The sequence below is a fragment of the Oculatella sp. FACHB-28 genome, assembly GCF_014696015.1.
Classification (GTDB): Bacteria; Cyanobacteriota; Cyanobacteriia; order Elainellales; family Elainellaceae; genus JAAUTN01.
This window is the reverse complement of record NZ_JACJPJ010000054.1, coordinates 17,567-35,085: the sequence shown is the minus strand read 5'-3', so window position 1 is coordinate 35,085 and position 17,519 is coordinate 17,567. Positions and strand designations below refer to the sequence as shown.

The following is a 17,519-nucleotide window of genomic DNA, read 5'->3' as shown; positions in this document are numbered from 1 at the left end:
TAGTTCTATAGATTTAAGGCTTGATTAACCGATTTGAATTGTTGAAGCAGTCGCTACTGCACAGGCACGAAATCGTAACCATAACCAGAACGAGATCCTGGTTCAATGATCACAAGCTGCTCTGCCTGATTGCGATCGCCCGATGGCAAAAACCGAATCGTACCCGTTGCGCCCTCGGCCGCAAAGTTGCTAGCACTTAGCGTTTGTTCAATACCTTCACGGGTCGGGTTACTTTTCAGACCCGCAACTAAAGCCTGCGTTGCGTCATAGGCCATAGCTGTTCGCCAGTTAACATCGCCTCCCCAGAAGTTTCGAGAAGATTGAACAAACGCTGCTTGGGGGTCCGAGAGAATGTGCCAGGGCACTGCAACCACCATATCAACAGCAGCTTCTCCACCTACCTGAAGCGTCTTGGGATTGTAAATACTATCTCCACCGAGCAAGCGCAATTGCCCACGATTGACCGTTACGACTTGCAGCGCTTGATCAAGCGTAGCCGTATTAGCAATCAAGACTAAAACTTCAGCGTCCTGTGAAGCAGCTTGTTGAAGCGTATCTGCGGCGCTAAAAGCGGGGTCAGCCAGGTCAAACTCTGCCAAAATCTGTCCGCCATCCCCGTAAAGTGCCGTTGTGAATTCATCCTTGAGTGACCGGCTGTAGTCACTCTCAGAATTAAAGTAAATTGCAGCATTTTGAGCTTGCAAGGTGTTGACCATGTAGCGAGAAAGCGCTGCAGCAGTAAAGCGATCGCTAGGCACCGTACGAAACACATAGTTACCAACTTCTGAAAGCTGCATTGATGTACTCGTGGGCGAAATCATTACCAGCCCAGAATTCTGATAAATTTCTGCCGCTGCCAGCGTAGCCTCACTACCAAAGTGCCCGATCACACCCAACACCTCTGAGTTTTCTGTTAGCGCTTCAGCAACCTGTCGGGACACCTGGGGGTCGTTGTCATCATTGGCGATCAGCACCTTTAGCGGCACACCGTTGATGCCACCTGCCTGGTTGATTTCAGTTTGAGCCTGAGCAACACCCCGAAGAATTTCTAGAGCTGGATTTGCAGAAGTTGCTGCTGGAACCGGAACGGCAATGCTGTAAGCGGTCTGATCGCCGATCTGAGCGTTGTTGAGATAGATCAATGCCTCCGGATCGTTTCGATTAGCTTGGAGCGCGGCTTCTAGATCGGAAACGGCCTGCTCAAAGTTACCGGAGGCGATCGCTTCCACGCCTGCCTGTTTTTCAGGCGATGTCTCCGCAAACAAGACTCTTTCTCCTGAACTCAGGCGCTCTTGAGTCGGTGTATTGCTTGCATTTTGAGGAGAATCAGAATCACCATTTGCCGCTGTTGGATTTTGAGCTCCTGGAGTGAGCGATCCTGGAGCTAACCGATTCAACACCCACCAGGCTCCACCACCAAGCAGCGCTAATGTCAGCAACAGAGACACAATTAAAACAGGGGTTTCATTTTTCTGAGCCATAGCAAGTTCGCACCTCTCCTACATGTCTCTTAGATGAAGCGGGACAGCAGCGCATAAATCAGGCGGAAAATAACCGTAATAGCGATCGCCAGCAGTCCTACCAACCCTGCCAGAATGATCAGGGTTGAAAGCGATTCTCCTGTTCGCAGCACCACAAAGGCAACCACCGCTAGCGTCACTGCCCCAATAATCGGCAAGTCCCATCCTTCGATGACGCGACGGGTTTGAAGCAAGACTAAAACGGCGATCGCCAATAGCGGTAACCCAGCACTGAAGAGCAAAGACCCAGAAAAGCTATAAATGGCGATCGCCAGCAGCCCTGCTTCAAAGCCAGTAAATCCAGCGCCTCTAATCAATTCCAAGGTCGAAAAGGGGCGTACAGCAGGCTGCATTCCGGGTTGAGCAGCCGGGCGCATCGCGACAGGAGCGGGTGTAGGCGCAGGTGCAGGGGATGGCGCAGGCGCAGGACTAGAAGGGGGGGGAGGGGGTGCCTTCTTGCCAGCAGCGGCTGATCCAGATGAGGGAACTGGGGGTGGCGGAGGCGGGGGGGGGGGTGGAGGCGGTGATGCAGGTCTGGCAGTTGGGCCGGCAAGCGCTTCTAGCACCTCATCCGCCGACTGAAAGCGCTGTTTAGGAGACTGCAGCAGCATTCGGTTGAGGATCGCTTCCAGGCGATCGCTCACCTGAGCATAGGCTCGCCACGTCCATTCGTTGCCATACGAGTCATACAGTTCATCGGGTTGCTTTCCCGTCAACAGCGTAATGCAGGTAACGCCAAGCGCGTAGAGATCAGTCGCTGGATAAACCACGTTACCCGCCATTTGCTCGGGTGGCGCAAAACCCATTGAGTAAATTCCAGTTGAGGCCTTGCCTCCTTGAACTGCGGCGGCTGAAGTCAGCTGCTTGACCGCCCCAAAATCTAGCAAAAACAGCCGACCGTCCCGGTGGCGCATGATGTTAGAAGGCTTGATGTCACGGTGAATTGAGCCGTTGCTATGAACAAACCTCAGCACCTTGAGAATTTCGGTCAGCACTTCCAAGACTTCTGCTTCAGAGAACTGTTTCTTTTGCTCCAGTTCCCGCTCCATGTCCTGCCCATCGATGAACTCTTGCACCAGATAAAAGAAGCGATCGGGCTTATTAGGAGTGCGACTGGGTACATCTAATTCAAAAAAAGCCAGCAGATCAGGAATCTGAGGATGTTTATTGCCCAATTCCTCCAAGACCTCGCCTTCCCGCTCAAATAGCTTTTGAGCCATTTCTAGCTGGGTCGGACTGAGATCACCCGCAGGCTGAAATTGCTTCACCACACACTGGCGCATTGCAGGCGTGTAGCGATCGCGGGCCAAATACGCAGCCCCAAAACCACCCCTGCCCAGCAGCTTTAGCGGTACATAGCGCCCCACCAAAATCAACGGCATCCCGCAGGCTGTGCAATATTTTTGCTGCACTGTCTTCAGCGTCGCGCTGTTATCCAGGTCAGCAAAATGGTTGGCGGGTCGAGGGCAAACTGGACGGGTGCAGTGGACTTCCATAAACCTCGTGACTTACTTTCCCCCAGGCTTGGAGGTGGTCGCCTCCAATGAGAGCGGTTCAACCGGCTCAGCTGCATCTTGATTAATCCTATCGTCTACCGCAACAGGCTTATGGCTGGCAAACTGCGGCAAGATCTCTTTAAAGAAAGCCTCTGCCGCCTTAGAGCGATAGCGATTGGGATTGATAATCACCGAAAGTGTGCGATTGACAACCACATCTTCAATCCGAGCGCGATGCAATACGCCCATTTGCAGCTCTTTTTCGATCGCTGAGATTGATACAAAAGCAGCACCTAACCCAGCCTGAACTGCATTCTTAATTGCTTCAATCGAATTTAGCTCCATTTCGATCTTGAGGCGACGAGTTTCGATGCCGCAGCGCGTTAAAACTTGGTCAATCACTTTACGAATCGTGGATTGAGAATCGAGGGTAATGAACTGGAGTTTATAAAGATCTTCTTTTTGCACAGTGCTCAAATGGGCAAGAGAATGCAAAACAGGTAAAATCAGCGCAAGTTCGTCTTCTGCGTAGGGAATAATTTCTAGCGAGTCCTGTAATTCAGGAGGCACTTCACCGCCGATAATGGCCAGATCAATCTGCCCATTTGCTACGCTCCAGGCAGTGCGGCGAGTGGAATGGACGTGAAGCTGTACCGCTACATCTGGGTAATTCTGCCGAAACAAGCCAATCATGCGGGGCAGCAAATACGTTCCTGTAGTTTGGCTTGCCCCCACAATCAAGGTGCCACCTTGAAGATTCTGTAAATCTTCGATCGCTCGACAGGTTTCCTGGCACAGCGTCAAAATCCGATCGCCATAGCTGAGCAACAGATGCCCCGCTTCGGTCAACTGTGCCCGCCTGCCACCCCGGTCAAACAAAGGCACATCCAACTGTCGTTCCAGGTTTTGCACCTGAAGGCTAACGGCAGGTTGGGAAACATAGAGACTATCAGCGGCACGCTTAAAGCTTCCCTCGGCAGCGATCGCCTTAAGAATCCGCAACTGGTCCAAAGTAAAAGGAAGGTCAGACATGAGTGCTAAACCTGAAAGGAGATAAGGCCCAAAGGCTGAGAACGAATAGACCGATTAGGAAAATGGGACGGTGGAGAACCATAATGGATGGATATCTGAGTCGGTAAGCAAGTCACCTGATAAGCAAATCACCTGAGTTGATCAAAAATCACAATGAGCAGATTAGCCCTCCCTGGATTACCGTTTGGCATATGCCGCACTGAAGTAAACAACTTATTGCTTAGAGCGTCCTTATGAAGCGGGAGGTTGTCCAGGACTTTCTGAATTTACCAGGAATTGCGGGAGTTGCCCTAATGGATGGGCGATCGCGCCCGTACTTTTTTGGTGTGGATCAATCCCTTAACTTTCAGCAGAAAGAGGCCCTGGCTCAAGGCATCCAACAGGTTGTAGAGACAACCCCAGCAGACTTTGAATTCTTTGAATTTCAGTTTACCGGGCATCAAGTCTATATCTACAAGCTAAATCACGGCATTATCCTTCTAGTTTTAACAGGGAGCAGTCTGGTTTACCCAGCTTACCTACAGGCGGTTGAACAGCTAAAAATCGAGCTTCAGGAAGACATCGCCAACACGATCGCCACCTTTCGTCTCTTAGCTGGCAACATCACCTTATCCAACCAAAACTACTGGAAACAGCGTCCTGAGGTGAACGCGGCGGCTGAAGGTCAATCCCCTTCAGGGTCCACTAAACTGGAATCTCAATTTAAAACCCACACTAAAAATGGCACTCCGACCCCATCGTTAAACTCAGCTAACAAACATCTAGATAGTCCTCCTACTCAAGCGCAATCTACAGCTTCTGCCCCTCTCACCTCCCCTATAACCGACCAGATCAACCTCAAAGAATTGTTGCTGGCGCTTAACCACCTTAGTCAGTTCACCACTCAATATTTAGGCACAACCGTCGTCAACAACTACTGGAAATCTAGCCGCCCTGCCGTGGAATGGCTGAACAACTTTCAGATTGATCGGTCTGCTCAAATTACCTTCTCAGCCTCTATTGCCAGCTCCGACTTCATCACCATTAATCAACATCAGTACATTCAACAGTGGGTATCTGCCTTTATCGAACGCTGTGCCAAAGTAATCCGTGATTTCCCCCTCATCATTCGGCAAGCGGCACTCGATGATGAACAGAAAAGGCTCTTATTAGCGGATAAAGCTTAATTATTCTTCAAGGAAGATTCACCATGGCAAAAGTGGTCAGGCTAGAACCGATCGCCCAGGAAACCTCTGTTGAAACCAACGGTAATTTGCTGTCTGTCTTGATCAACAAAGACCTGGACGTGTTGCGGGAATGTGGTGGTCGTGGCATGTGTGCAACCTGCCATGTCTATGTGACAAAAGGAATGAACGCACTCACCCCGATCAACCGTCGAGAACAGCGCACCCTGGAAGTCATCACCACCTGCAAAACGAACTCTCGGCTAGCTTGCCAGGCCCGGGTCATGGGCAACGGGGTGGTTGTAGAACTACCACCCGGTATGTATATCAATTCCTTACAAGACATTGAAGCGCTGATCGGGCGACGTGCTGACCAGGATTTGCTTCACCCGATTACAGGACAAGTGCTTGTTGAGTCAGGCAAACTAATTACTCGCTCTACACTCAAGCAAATTGCAGATACCACCAGCTTTAAGCTAGGGCAGTACTTCTCACACACAACCGATGCTTAAAGTAAATAACAACTGTTGCTGAGCAACAGTTGTTATTTACATTTCAAGCTAGGGAATTCTTGATAAAAGTTAACCGACTGGAGAGTGAGCCGGAATGTTGAGTCAACTGGAACGCCTGAGCTTGAATGTAGATGGTCGGTATGCTGCAGACGACGAACTTCAGTTTGTCAGCGACTATGTCCAGTCTTTCTATTTAAGAGTTGAAACCTATCAAAAGCTTCAGGCGGCAGAAGCATCCATTGTCCAGCAGGTGCAAGCGCGAATGCGGGCGATCGCCCCTGAGCTGCTGAAGAACGGAAATGAAGACCTCAGCGCCAAGTGGAAGCGCGACACGATTCGCGTTTTGCGTTATTCAGCCATTGCCATGCTGTTAAATGACCCTGATAGCTTGCGCGATCGCCTCTTGGTCTGGATGCAAACCATCATGCGGGCTTTTGGCGCTCAACGAAGCTGCGACATGACCTACCGGATTATGCAAGAAGTTGTCAAACAGCACCTCACTCCCATTCAAGCCAGCCTCTTCTGCCCTATCTTGGAACTAAATCGTCGCTCACTGGGAGTGACGGCTTAACTTCAGCAGTTTTAAGCAGTTTTAGAAAAATCAGTTTTTAACCGGAGGTATAGCCTTGCTATGCTTCCGGTTTGCTCTTTAAAGTTTAATTTTTAGGCAAGGCATAACTCACTAATAACGTTTCTCTAAAAGGAGGCTACAGATGGAAGGGCAACTCGCGGAGTGGAGTGCCCTTCCATCTGTAGCCCTAATTTTTGGAATTGGTATATACAGGTAAAGTATGTAAGTTCTGATAGTTTCTAAGTGAAGTAGGGATAGAAGCAATTGGACGAACAGCCCAGACAGAACATTGAGGTAACGCGAACCTACCTGCAAATGACTCATCCTGATGATCTGAAACCTGCCAGGATTGAGGAGGATTTTCAGAACTCTGTTGAGCGTGCGCGAATTGAACGGGTGGTTGACTGTCCTGCTTCTTTTTATCGCTATTTCTACACAGAGGTAGGACGCGAGTATTATTGGTGCGATCGCCTCCCCTGGAGCAATGAGCAAATTCTTACCCATCTAAATCAAGCTGGTGTATCCGTCTGGGCACTGTATTGTGACGGCGCACCTGCTGGATTTTTTGAGCTAAAACAGCACCCCGATCGCTCCACCGAAATCGCCTACTTTGGGCTACTGCCAGAATTTACCGGGCGTGGACTTGGCAAGCATTTACTCACCTACGCAGTTGAACAAGCCTGGAGTATGAACCCCGATCGGGTCTGGCTACACACTTGCACCTTAGATTCACCTGCGGCTCTCCCCAACTACCTCAAGCGCGGCTTCCAACCTTTTAAGCAAGAGCAGTACGTCACTTCTATAGAGTCGTAGAGATATTAGTTGGACCGAAGCCCCTGGCAGATACGCTCCTATTGTTTGGTTGGCGATCGCTAATCCGACTAGGAGAAAGGGGCATAGGAATTTTATAGAGTTTTCACCACTCAGCAACCTCACGTCGCGAACCTGGTAGCCACCTTAATGCCCCAGGCTACCAGACTTTTGGGAGTATTCTTTGCCTCAAGCTTGCTTTACGCGGGCTTTATAGAGTGACATCTTTAGTGACAATCATTAAAAATCTGCAATAAACTAGTACCGAACTTTACTTTGCTTAATAAAACTGGGGTATCATCGTAATTGACTAGGTAATTGTTCTTACCGGATCTAATTTTCCAGTGTTGACTCGATCTGTCAAGGATAACTTCGTGGAAGTCCTGCAAGGTTACAGCCTCTTGATTTATAGGTTCGCGATACCTGCCATCTATCTGCTCTGTCGTCTTGGGCAGAGCCATCTCATCCAGGAGCGCCTGTTCTCTTCCCGCTTCCTCACTTCAGCTAAACGCGCTTCTTTACAGATCGAGCCTGTGTTGCTCTGTAGCAAGCCTACTCTGCAACCCGAATGTCCTTCACGCTTAGAACTTTTGGGTAGGCTCTCATGATGAGTACTGAATTTCCTTGGTTAACAGTCCTGATTCTGTTCCCCCTTCTAGCATCCCTGCCGATTCCCTTTCTGCCCGATCAAGAGGGCAAGGTGGTTCGCTGGTATGCGTTGGGAGCAGCCTTAACAGAATTCGCGCTGATTATTTACACCTTCTGGCAGCATTACGACCTTCGCAACCCAGAATATCAACTGGTTGAAACCTATAGCTGGCTTCCTCAAATTGGGCTGAACTGGTCTGTTGCAGTAGATGGGCTGTCGATGCCCCTGGTTATCCTGACGGGTCTGATTACGACGCTGGCGATCCTGGCAGGCTGGCAGGTGAAGCACAAGCCACGCCTGTTTTTCTTCTTAATGCTGGCGATGTATAGCGCTCAGATTGGCGTTTTTGTCGCTCAGGATCTCTTATTCTTCTTCATCATGTGGGAACTGGAATTGGTTCCGGTTTACCTGCTGATCTCGATTTGGGGTGGTGAAAGACGCTCCTATGCAGCGACAAAGTTCATTCTCTACACAGCAATTGGGTCGCTGTTTATTCTGCTAGCCGCCTTTGCGATGGCTTTCTACGGAGATAACTTCACTCTCAACATCTCTGAGTTGGGGATGAAGGATTACTCCCTAACCTTTGAGTTGTTGATTTACTCTGCCTTCCTGGTCGCCTTCGGTGTGAAGTTGCCGATTTTTCCCTTCCACACCTGGTTGCCCGATGCTCACAGTGAAGCTCCTGCCCCAGCATCAATGATTTTGGCGGGTGTCCTGTTGAAGATGGCTGGCTATGGGTTGATTCGCTTCAATATTGAGATGCTGCCCAATGCCCATGTCTACTTCGCTCCAGTGCTGGCCGTTTTGGGTGTGGTCAATATTATCTACGCTTCTTTGACTGCCTTTGCTCAGACTAGCTTGAAGAAGAGACTCGCCTACTCCTCGATCGCTCACATGGGGTTTGTCCTGATTGGTATCGCCTCTTTCACCACGCTCGGCATCAGTGGCGCAGTGCTGCAAATGGTGTCGCACGGTTTGATTGCAGCGGCTCTCTTCTTCCTGTCGGGTGTAACCTACGAGCGGACTCATACCCTGGCAATGGATAAGATGGGCGGCATGGCGAAGAAAATGCCACTGGTGTTTGCCTTTTTTACCGCTGGCTCTCTCGCCTCTCTAGCGCTTCCTGGAATGAGTGGCTTTGTGGGTGAATTGACGATATTCCTTGGCTTCACCACCAGCGATGCTTACAGTGCGACCTTTAAGGCAGCGATTGTGCTGCTGGCAGCGGTGGGTGTGATTCTCTCACCAATTTACCTGCTCTCGATGCTGCGGGAAGTCTTCTACGGTTCTGAGAATGTCGAGCTAACCGCTAAGTTTAGCTTTAGCGATGCTAGACCCCGTGAAGCATTCATCGCGCTCTGCCTGCTCGTCCCAATTGTGGCGATCGGAGTTTACCCGAAGCTGGCAACGCAAACCTATGATGTGAAGACCGTAGCAGTCGCAACGCAAGCAAGAAACGTGCTACCGCTAATTGCTGAACAGCCGATTCGCATCTTTACGCCTCCCTTCTTCGCACCGCCGATTTTGGGCGCTGAAACGAAGGAACTGGCTAGCTTGGCCGAATAGTCCCTAGCAGTTTAGGCAGGACAGTTAAACGAGATAGAGTGAGCCGGACGTATCTAGGATATGTCCGGCTCACTCTATCTTTTAAAGGGCAAGGTTTTCTAAAGACTTGTGAAGCAGTTTGATTAAAGCCTTGCAGACATCCAGAATTCTCGCGGTTAGACTTGAAGTGAAAGACGTTCAAGCATGATGATGCGACTGCAACTTTTTGGGCGATCGACACACTCCCTTTCTTGCCTAGTTCTAGCTGTTGCTCTAAGTTTAGGGTTACCGCTAAAGGCGATCGCAGTTGAGCGAGAAACCATCCTTTCCCTGATTCAGGACACTGCACCGCCAGACTTGCGATTTTTGCAGCCAGAAGCCGTTCCAGCAGACGGTTCAGTTATTACTGCGGATACCGTTTCTCAAACTGACCTGACTCTTCCTAGCCTGTGGTGGGCAGACGAACAGTTTGGCGGCAAATTGCTGAACAATTGGTTTGCTTTCACAGGCAGCAATGGCGAAACGCGCCGAGTAGACCTGATTGTCAATCAGCAAATCTGGAGTCTTTACAATTACCTGGAGCGCTATACCTTTATCAACCAACTGGGTACTGCTGCGCAAGAATTTGGCTACAGCACCAGAGTTTACAATCAGCAGCAAGAACCTTTAGCAGCTTATATTTGCGAGTTTCCAGTGGCTGAGATTGATGCTCAACGGTTGGTCAGCCCAGATGATTTGCCCGAGGAGTTGCCTCAGAGCGACTGTGCCATTCTGCTTGACTCGTTTGGGCAGGGTGGTTTGACTGGGCAAACTAACCCGTTTGAGCGCTTCACCACCCCCCAATAGCGAGAGTTAGCGCACGGTGTAAGTGTAGTTGCCCTGCCCCGTTTCGTCGTAAGAGTTGGCGAGAATTCGGTAAACTCCGGTTGTGGGTAGCGTGACGGTGATTTGAGAGTTGAGGTTGTCTGAGCTGATGTCGTCGTTTTCGGCAACGCGATCGCCATTTGGCCCTAGCAAAATCAGATAGGTATCAAACTGACTACTCTCTAGCGTGATGGTGACAGTCTGACCTGCTGTACCAGAGAGAAGGTGTTCTTTAAACAGAGAGCCATCGCTAAGGACTGGTCCACCCGCGACTAAAGAACCCTGCCCCTGTAAAAGGTAATTCCCTGTTCCCGTAGTAGTGGAGTTGTAGGGAATGGTGCTGATGGGTGCCTGCTGTTGATTCAGTGCGAGAAACGTTTGACGAGCCTGGCTGTCACCGCGTCGTGTTTGGGCAGAAAATTGGCGATTACACTGCTCTCTCGTAATGCCGCTAGAGTCGCCCTGGACACCTTGGCGAAAAAGATTTTCTTCAAACGCGGGAATAAACAAACAGCCCTGGAGTTCGTTCTGAAAAGTCAGCAGAATGTTTTCGGGGTCACAGATGCCCCGCTGTTGATCCTGCGTGTTTCTCGAAAGGCACATGACTGGCTCGTTATTCAGGTAGCCAAAAGTTGCGTTTGAGAAGGCAGATGCACCATCTCTAACAAAAACTCGTTGAAATCGGGCAGAAATGACCTGGCAGCGCACCTCAGCTGTGTAGGGTGGGGGTGCCCAGGCAGACGTAAAGGTAATGAAGTCAATAACTTGCCCATTCCCGGCAGCAACCATGACCGGGGGTTCACGGCTTTCGTCACAGTAAAAGCCTGACCCTGTTTGTGCCTGAACGGGCTGACGTAACCCTGGCAGCAGGGAAATTGTTGCAGCCGAGCCAACCAGTAAAGCAACTAGGAATTTAGCTAATTTCATGGATATTTATTCTAGTTCTAAAGGTGAAGAATGAGGGGGAAAAGCTAAGAATGAGGCGTCTCGAATTCGCCTATTTACAGACAAACTCCACTGGGGCAATCTGGATCGGTGAAAGTGGGAGCTTGGGGCTGAGGTTGAGGTTGGGTCGCAGGACGCTGACGCTGCGTTTGAGAGCGGCGCTGGCTGGTTTGGCGTTGGCGGGGTTGGGATTGACGTTGTTCAGCAGCTCTTTGCTCAGCCGCCCTTTGCTCGGCTGCCCTTCGCTCAGCGGCTCTTTGCTCGGCTGCTGAGATTTCGGTGTTGGCTTTTTCTACGAGGGGAGCTGCTTGCTGTTTCCAGTATTCGTTGGTAATTTTTTCGGTTTCGGCGATCGCCGCCTGCCATGCACCCTGATCTACCGCTTCTTGGGCAGTTTTCAGCAACCCCTCATCGGCTTCCCATTCCTGATTCCAGGAGACAATTTGCGCCTGCGCCTGCTCATAGATTGAGCTAGTTTCAGGAATTGCCCCCGCCATTGCTACGGCGTTTTCTAACTTTCCACCCTGATATTGCTCGGCTGCCAGTTCTAGAATTCGCTCAGACCACTCACCTACAAGGTTCTGAGACTCCTCATGGGCAGAATGACCTTCAGCAATTTCGCTGGCGGCAAGAATGGCATCTTTGAGTCGATTGCTTGCTGCCAATGCCTGAGCCTGTGCTAACTGGCACTCTCCCAAAAGCTGTTGGGCCTGTGCGTCCCCAGACAGCGCCATCGCAGTGCGAACGCATTCCTCGTGGTTTCCTTCCATCTTCAAGGAAGTAATCTGATCCAGAGCAAACTGGCGCTGAGACTGGTTGTAGTAATTCAACCCAACAACGGTAGTGGCGATCGCCGCTGCCACTCCTGCTCCCACCCCTAGAAACTTCCAACGGAAGCGAGGAGACTGCACTACCGTACCCTCAGAGGGGGGAGAAGCCACAGTCGGCGGCACTTGCACCGGAGGAGAAGGCGGCTCCGTTAGGGGAACGGTTGGCGGTGAAGATGAGGAGGCAGCCCGAACCGACGCACCCAGCATCCCTTCAACCTGCATACCAGGGGGTACGGAAGGAGGCGCAGTCACGGGCACCGTTGGTGCAGAGGAACTGGGTACTACGGGATTTGGGGAGGACTGAGCAGAAGCAGGGTCAACAGACACCACTTCAGTCTCAGGAACGCTGCTGGCAGCAGCTACGGGAACTGCAGCTGAGTCTGGTTCGGGAAGCGTTGGCAGTTGCAGATTAACTTCCGTTGGGGGAAGGGGAAGTCCCGACAGAGAGACAGGAGCAGTCGGAACGGTCATTATTTCAGGCGGCTGAGTTACAAGCGAGGGAGCGACACGTTGAGATTCGGTGGATGCCATCAGTGGCTCCAGTGCCCGCATCACTTCTTGCGTAGTCTGGTAGCGCTGGCGGAAGTCATAACAGACCATACCATCCAAAATTTGACTAAATTCAGGACTGACGTTAATTCCGTCTCTCCAAACGAGTTCGCCTGTTGTTGGGTCGTCTCGCAACTCAGTTGGATACATTCCGGTCAATGCCTGAATGCCCATCATGCCAACGGCGTAAATGTCGCTACATAGACGAGGTTTACCGCTAAGCAGTTCGTTGGGCGCGTAGCCCATTGTGCCTACCGCAACCGTTAGCATGGTCTTGCCTTGGGAAGTTACGACCTGAGTGCTGATTTGCTTGACTGCACCAAAGTCGATTAGCACCAGCTTGCCATCGCGCTGCCGCCGCCGAATGTTGGAGGGCTTGAGGTCGCGGTGAATGACCTGATGCTGATGGACAAAGCTCAGGACTTCGAGGATGTCCCACACCAGCTTGATTGCGTCTACCTCTGACCAGCGCTTGCCCAGCAGCAGTTCACGGCTCAGATCATGCCCTTCGATGAACTCCTGAACTAGGTAGAAGTCTTGCTTTTCTTCAAAATGGGCTAAAAGCCTAGGAATTTGACCATGATTACCCAGTTTGTGCAAAATTTTTGCTTCGGATTCAAACAGCCGTCGGGCAACCTGTAGCGTTAGCGGGTCAGTGAACTGCGGCTTAAGCTGCTTGACGACGCAAAGGTTATCTTCGGGGATATACGCATCTTCTGCCAGGTAAGTTTGACCAAAGCTACCGCCCCCCAGGTGCTTAAAGATCCTGTAGCGACTTCCAACAACTTGACCCAGCATAAAAATTCAGTGTTTTTGTCTATCAAATTAGCACGAAGCAAATCTGTCCCCAGACATAAATACAAGCTGCTCGATGAATTTTCCATAAGGATTTGGCAGCAACGGCACCCTAAAGCAGCAATAGTGATTCACCAAGGATTACCAATCATCGTAAACGCCGCCCAATAGTAGGGATGCGACAGCTCACGACTGCTAATATCCAGGCTGGCAGACGGAAGGTTTAACCCTTCAATTCCCTCCAGTCCACGCAACTGTCCATCTTCCAGATACACCTCACCTCGCGCCATCGCAATTTGTGCTTGCCGTAGGGCTTCTGCCTTAATGGGAGCAGTGCTTAGCGATTGATAGAAGCCTGTCATCAAAGCGGCTGTTCCAGCATCACTGACATACCAGAGACTTGCAACCGCAGTTTTTACTCCTGTTTGAACGGCTAGTCCGGCAAAACCCAGTTCTGCCTGTTCATCTCCCAGGGCAGTCCGGCAAGCACTCAGCACCAGCATTTCTACAGCGGGGTCATTCCAGCCAAGCTGCCGCACCTGATCCATTCGCAGCTTGTCATTCCAAAGCTGAATGTAGGAGTCGTTGACTAGACCACCTACAAAGTCGGCATGGGTTGCCATGTGAATGATGCCAAAGGGCTGCTCGGTGCGGATTTGTTGCAGGTTAGCGATCGTAGCGTTGTCGTTGAGAAAGATTCTGCCGCGCCAGAGGTTTAGCACAACGGTGGAAAGCTCGACGGGCACAGCAGGCAATGGGGTTTGCCCCTGGGTGCTCTCAGAAACGCCCATTGCCAGCATTTGAGCATCTTTAATATCGACATAGCGAGTATCGGTCAGGCTCAGACTAGGCATTAAACCGACGCTGTACTGTTCGATCAGGAATTGCTCACCGTTGTGCAGGGCGGAAAAGGGGAGCGATCGCAATCCTACATCTGGCAAAAACACCAGATTGTTGATTTCCTGAGCCTGCAAAGCGGGCTGAATAGGGACAACAAGCCACTGATAAAGCTGTTGAGCCGATGTTAGATAGCTGGTGCTGCGGGTACGGCGAGGGTTGGTCACTTCCCCACGAAATGTCTGGGCAGCAGCTAAAACTTGAGCACGAGTGGCTTCTGGGACTCGTCTGCGCGTTAGTCCTGTTTTGGTAATCACTACTAGTTCCAGCTGGTCGCTGTCTTGAGGGGTATAGTTCCCAGGCAACAAACTCAGCGACTCAGGCACAAAACTGACATAGATAAACGCAGGTTTGGCTCCCGTTGCGTCTTCAATCTCCTGCAAAATTTCTTTTGCTTCGTCGAGCGACCGAATTCGAGTATTTTCCAATCCCAAGTAGTTTTCAAACTCCTGGGTAAAGTTTTCTTCCAGAGGGGCGATCGCCGTATCAATAGTAACGGGCGATCGGCTGACAATTTCTGGTGTTGGGTTGGGAGGGTTGCGGGGAAGGAGTTCCTCTTCGTTAAAGGGTGGAGGAGTGGGCGTGGGCGTAGGGGTTGGAGTCGGGGTGGGCGTGGGCGTGGGGGTTGGAGTCGGAGTGGGAGTCGGGGTGGGCGTGGGAGTTGGAGTCGGAGTGGGAGTGGGTTCAGAAGTGAGTACTTGGATGTTACCCAGCACGAATTCGGTGCCAATGATAGGTGAATTGGCGGCAGTTAAGGTTGATTCGCCTGTGGTAATGGCACCCGCAGTGCCATTGGTAGGGTTAGCAGTGCCGATGGTGAAAGGAGTTTCGGTCCTACCGCCATCGTGCTGAATGCTGATAGAGCCACCCCCCCCTAAGCCTGACGTGGAAATGCTGGCGTTGATTTCATTGCGATCGCTAAAACTATCCAGCACCCGAAACAGCCGCCCTGCGGTAATGTTTACCGTTCCGCCTGTTCCCTCAAAGCCTTGAGCGTTAATTGTATTCACCCGAATCGCACGGACTGCATTCAGCGTCACGTCGCCGCCATCGCCGCCGCTGGAGGTATCGATATTGCCAAGCAGCAGGTTTGCACCGGAAATGACTAAGTCACTGCTATTCGTATCGAGCGTATCATTCAAGTTCATGGCGAAGGTGCCTACGCCATCTCCATCGGCATCTGCTCGAAACTGAATCGTGCCCAATTCAAAGGTGCCAAGGCTGAACAGGGTAAGAACACCGTCTGAAAGCGACTCGATCGTAATGTCATTGGTTGCTTCTAGCTGAAGATTGCCAGAGGCGGCTGCATTTTCTATTGCTGTTTCAGAAATGGTGAATGATTCATTGGGATTGCCATCACCCGCTAGGACTACGCTATCACCCAGCAGTTGAGCATCATCGTCAGCGCCATTGCCTGCCACAATTATGATGTTTAACGGGTCGAGCAGCAAAGTGCCGACTTGCCCATTAGCCGCGCTGGTGTTGACAGTACCTCTAAAAATCAGGTTTTCGTGACCCGACACCTCAACAAAGCCACCATCGCCCGAATCTCCCCCCTGAGCGCTGATGCTGCCGTGAAATGCAGCGGTATCATTTGCCCAAACGATGACTCGACCACCATTTTCGCTCTCCTCGGCATTGGCGTTGATCACAGAGTCACGATCAATCAGAGTGCGTGAGGCAGTAGGGATGCTGCCCTGCCCCTGATAGTCGCCGCCGATCAGTACGGTGCCACCGCCACTGCCAGAAGCATCTACGTTGGCTTCTATCAGTCCGACGACATCGCCCAGGACTTGAACCGTGCCGCCAGGTTGACCGGGAGCAGTTGAGGAAACGTCTAGGCTACCGGAGGCGATCGCCACTCCTGCCTGATTGGGAATTTGAATACCAGAGCCAACTAGCTCAACTTCACCATTGCGATTGAGCCGCAACCCAGTTGCATTGCTGGCACTTCCACCCGTGAGCAGTTCTGGTAGCGAAGCAGTTGGCAGCGTCCATGAGGTAGGTTCACCAGACTGAGGATTAGCTGTAACAGGTTCGATTTCGACGCTAAGCAAATGACCTGCTTGGCTCAGCCGTACCCGATTTGCGCCAGAAACTGCGGTTAGGGCAATTTGTCCCGCAGGTGCAGCAAGTTCTCCTGTATTAGTAACGGTGCCACCTAGTAGCGTCAGGGAATGCCCTTCAGAAACACTGAGGTTACCTGCATTGGCGATCGCCCCCGGTTCCGTCATGGTGAAAGCAAACTGAGTTGGCGCACCAGTCAAACTGGTGTAATCATTTGCCCCTGAGCCGTTAAACCAGCCTTGCTCAAACCCAATTGCGTTGGCGGTTGTGGCGGTAAACGAGGCAGGTACATCCAACCGTGCATTGGCCCCAAATAGGATTCCAGCAGGATTCATCAGATACAGGTTTGAGTCGCCACCCGTGACCTGAAGCAAGCCGTTGATTAAAGAAGGATCGCCGCCCACCACCCGTGCCAGGATGTTTTGAATCGTTGGGTCAGAGCGAAATAGGGCAATTTCATTGGGGCTTAGCCCAAACCGCTCAAAGCTCTGGAATAAATTGGCACCATCTTCTGAAAGCTGCCCGCCGCGAATAATGTAGCGATCGCCATCAATCCTAACGCGAGTTCCCGTCCCGTCATTGGCAGGCACAATAGACTGAGCTGCGGCTGGGGTAGCCACTGTGCCGACAATGAGCAGCGTTCCTACACCAAACGTTCCTACGGCAAAAGCAACAGAGGGGAGAGGAAAGGCGATCGCACCACCCCGTGTATGTTCCTGACCAGAAGACAGCGAAACACCCGGCGTAGAAGAAATCATAGCGGTGCCTGAAAGCTGAGTAACCGTTACTACAAAATACGCCAGCCCTGATTAAGATCAGAGCTGGCGATATCAAAACTTAATTCGGTTACAGTCCCAAGCTCAAGTTGGGAGGATTTTGAGCTTGAGAGCGATACGTCTACTCGCGATATCCAGTACCAGTTGTACCAGTTGTACCACTTGCGACATCTGGCTCTCGATAAACTTCAGTGGTCTTGCGTTTGCGGAACAGATTTGCTACACCAATCAATCCGAGTAAACCCAACCAGCCCCAGTTGTTTGCGTCATCACTACTCTCTTGCAAAGGAGTGGTGTCTAGAGTGGGGTTGTTTGATTCGGTTTGAGCGAGCGCAGATGGGACAACGGGCACTAGAACTAGGCTGGCTGCTAAGATACCAGCTTTCATAATCTTAGAAAAGTCCATGCTTTTCATATTCACTTCCTTCATTTAGAGTGCAAATTTCTATCAAAAAAATTTTCAACTGTCCTGATGGCGGCGGGTCTTAGGAATGTTCT

At 51.1% G+C, this 17,519-nt stretch carries 13 protein-coding genes; 6 read left to right on the top strand and 7 right to left on the bottom strand.

The features are described 5' to 3' along the window. Positions 1 to 53: 53 nt before the first annotated feature. From H6F88_RS10945 to H6F88_RS10935, 3 genes are read right to left on the bottom strand one after another with little or no spacing between them, the layout of a single operon-like run. A complete protein-coding gene (locus tag H6F88_RS10945) occupies positions 54 to 1,481 on the bottom strand; it encodes an ABC transporter substrate-binding protein (protein WP_190642786.1) in 1,428 nt (475 codons plus the stop codon). A gap of 29 nt (positions 1,482 to 1,510) precedes the next feature. Further along, positions 1,511 to 3,016: a serine/threonine-protein kinase gene (locus H6F88_RS10940; protein ID WP_190642785.1), complete on the bottom strand. Its 1,506-nt coding sequence runs from the start codon at positions 3,014 to 3,016 to the stop codon at positions 1,511 to 1,513. Between the two features lie 12 nt (positions 3,017 to 3,028). After that, positions 3,029 to 4,048 (bottom strand): LysR family transcriptional regulator, encoded by a 1,020-nt coding sequence (locus H6F88_RS10935; RefSeq protein ID WP_190642784.1) that lies wholly within the window; start codon positions 4,046 to 4,048, stop codon positions 3,029 to 3,031. 233 nt (positions 4,049 to 4,281) lie between these two features. Here H6F88_RS10935 and H6F88_RS10930 point away from each other — a divergent pair, with 233 nt between their 5' ends. From H6F88_RS10930 to H6F88_RS10905, 6 genes are all read left to right on the top strand, one after another. Next, entirely contained in the window at positions 4,282 to 5,214 is a 933-nt protein-coding gene (locus H6F88_RS10930; protein ID WP_190642783.1) for a hypothetical protein, read from the top strand. A gap of 23 nt (positions 5,215 to 5,237) precedes the next feature. Beyond that, positions 5,238 to 5,723 (top strand): 2Fe-2S iron-sulfur cluster-binding protein, encoded by a 486-nt coding sequence (locus H6F88_RS10925; protein ID WP_190642782.1) that lies wholly within the window; start codon positions 5,238 to 5,240, stop codon positions 5,721 to 5,723. A gap of 94 nt (positions 5,724 to 5,817) precedes the next feature. Continuing rightward, positions 5,818 to 6,294 carry a phycobilisome protein gene (locus tag H6F88_RS10920; RefSeq protein ID WP_190642781.1) on the top strand — a complete coding sequence of 159 codons (477 nt, stop codon included), beginning with the start codon at positions 5,818 to 5,820 and terminating at the stop codon, positions 6,292 to 6,294. 264 nt (positions 6,295 to 6,558) lie between these two features. After that, complete coding sequence (locus H6F88_RS10915) at positions 6,559 to 7,107, top strand: GNAT family N-acetyltransferase (protein WP_199313771.1); 549 nt, start codon at positions 6,559 to 6,561, stop codon at positions 7,105 to 7,107. A gap of 601 nt (positions 7,108 to 7,708) precedes the next feature. Further along, positions 7,709 to 9,319 carry an NAD(P)H-quinone oxidoreductase subunit 4 gene (locus H6F88_RS10910; protein ID WP_277882160.1) on the top strand — a complete coding sequence of 537 codons (1,611 nt, stop codon included), beginning with the start codon at positions 7,709 to 7,711 and terminating at the stop codon, positions 9,317 to 9,319. Between the two features lie 183 nt (positions 9,320 to 9,502). Next, positions 9,503 to 10,144, top strand: coding sequence for a hypothetical protein (locus H6F88_RS10905; protein ID WP_190642780.1), 642 nt, complete (start codon positions 9,503 to 9,505; stop codon positions 10,142 to 10,144). A gap of 6 nt (positions 10,145 to 10,150) precedes the next feature. Here the strand turns inward: H6F88_RS10905 and H6F88_RS10900 are convergent, their stop codons facing one another. The 4 genes from H6F88_RS10900 to H6F88_RS10885 all read right to left on the bottom strand — a co-directional run bounded on the left by H6F88_RS10900 (position 10,151) and on the right by H6F88_RS10885 (position 17,427). Further along, a complete protein-coding gene (locus H6F88_RS10900) occupies positions 10,151 to 11,089 on the bottom strand; it encodes a COP23 domain-containing protein (RefSeq protein ID WP_190642779.1) in 939 nt (312 codons plus the stop codon). A gap of 74 nt (positions 11,090 to 11,163) precedes the next feature. Beyond that, the gene (locus H6F88_RS10895) at positions 11,164 to 13,284 is read right to left on the bottom strand and encodes a protein kinase (protein ID WP_190642778.1); all 2,121 of its coding nucleotides are present in this window, start codon (positions 13,282 to 13,284) and stop codon (positions 11,164 to 11,166) included. Between the two features lie 128 nt (positions 13,285 to 13,412). Beyond that, positions 13,413 to 17,003: a CHAT domain-containing protein gene (locus H6F88_RS10890; protein ID WP_190642777.1), complete on the bottom strand. Its 3,591-nt coding sequence runs from the start codon at positions 17,001 to 17,003 to the stop codon at positions 13,413 to 13,415. Between the two features lie 139 nt (positions 17,004 to 17,142). Continuing rightward, entirely contained in the window at positions 17,143 to 17,427 is a 285-nt protein-coding gene (locus H6F88_RS10885; RefSeq protein WP_199318551.1) for a WGxxGxxG family protein, read from the bottom strand. Positions 17,428 to 17,519 lie beyond the last annotated feature (92 nt).

Bases quoted from the DNA above. Each gene is read 5' to 3' on its own strand.
- H6F88_RS10945 (WP_190642786.1), bottom strand. From the start codon at position 1,481: ATGGCTCAGAAAAATGAAACCCCTGTTTTAATTGTGTCTCTGTTGCTG.
- H6F88_RS10940 (WP_190642785.1), bottom strand. From the start codon at position 3,016: ATGGAAGTCCACTGCACCCGTCCAGTTTGCCCTCGACCCGCCAACCAT.
- H6F88_RS10935 (WP_190642784.1), bottom strand. From the start codon at position 4,048: ATGTCTGACCTTCCTTTTACTTTGGACCAGTTGCGGATTCTTAAGGCG.
- H6F88_RS10930 (WP_190642783.1), top strand. From the start codon at position 4,282: ATGAAGCGGGAGGTTGTCCAGGACTTTCTGAATTTACCAGGAATTGCG.
- H6F88_RS10925 (WP_190642782.1), top strand. From the start codon at position 5,238: ATGGCAAAAGTGGTCAGGCTAGAACCGATCGCCCAGGAAACCTCTGTT.
- H6F88_RS10920 (WP_190642781.1), top strand. From the start codon at position 5,818: ATGTTGAGTCAACTGGAACGCCTGAGCTTGAATGTAGATGGTCGGTAT.
- H6F88_RS10910 (WP_277882160.1), top strand. From the start codon at position 7,709: ATGATGAGTACTGAATTTCCTTGGTTAACAGTCCTGATTCTGTTCCCC.
- H6F88_RS10905 (WP_190642780.1), top strand. From the start codon at position 9,503: ATGATGATGCGACTGCAACTTTTTGGGCGATCGACACACTCCCTTTCT.
- H6F88_RS10900 (WP_190642779.1), bottom strand. From the start codon at position 11,089: ATGAAATTAGCTAAATTCCTAGTTGCTTTACTGGTTGGCTCGGCTGCA.
- H6F88_RS10895 (WP_190642778.1), bottom strand. From the start codon at position 13,284: ATGCTGGGTCAAGTTGTTGGAAGTCGCTACAGGATCTTTAAGCACCTG.
- H6F88_RS10890 (WP_190642777.1), bottom strand. From the start codon at position 17,003: ATGATTTCTTCTACGCCGGGTGTTTCGCTGTCTTCTGGTCAGGAACAT.
- H6F88_RS10885 (WP_199318551.1), bottom strand. From the start codon at position 17,427: ATGGACTTTTCTAAGATTATGAAAGCTGGTATCTTAGCAGCCAGCCTA.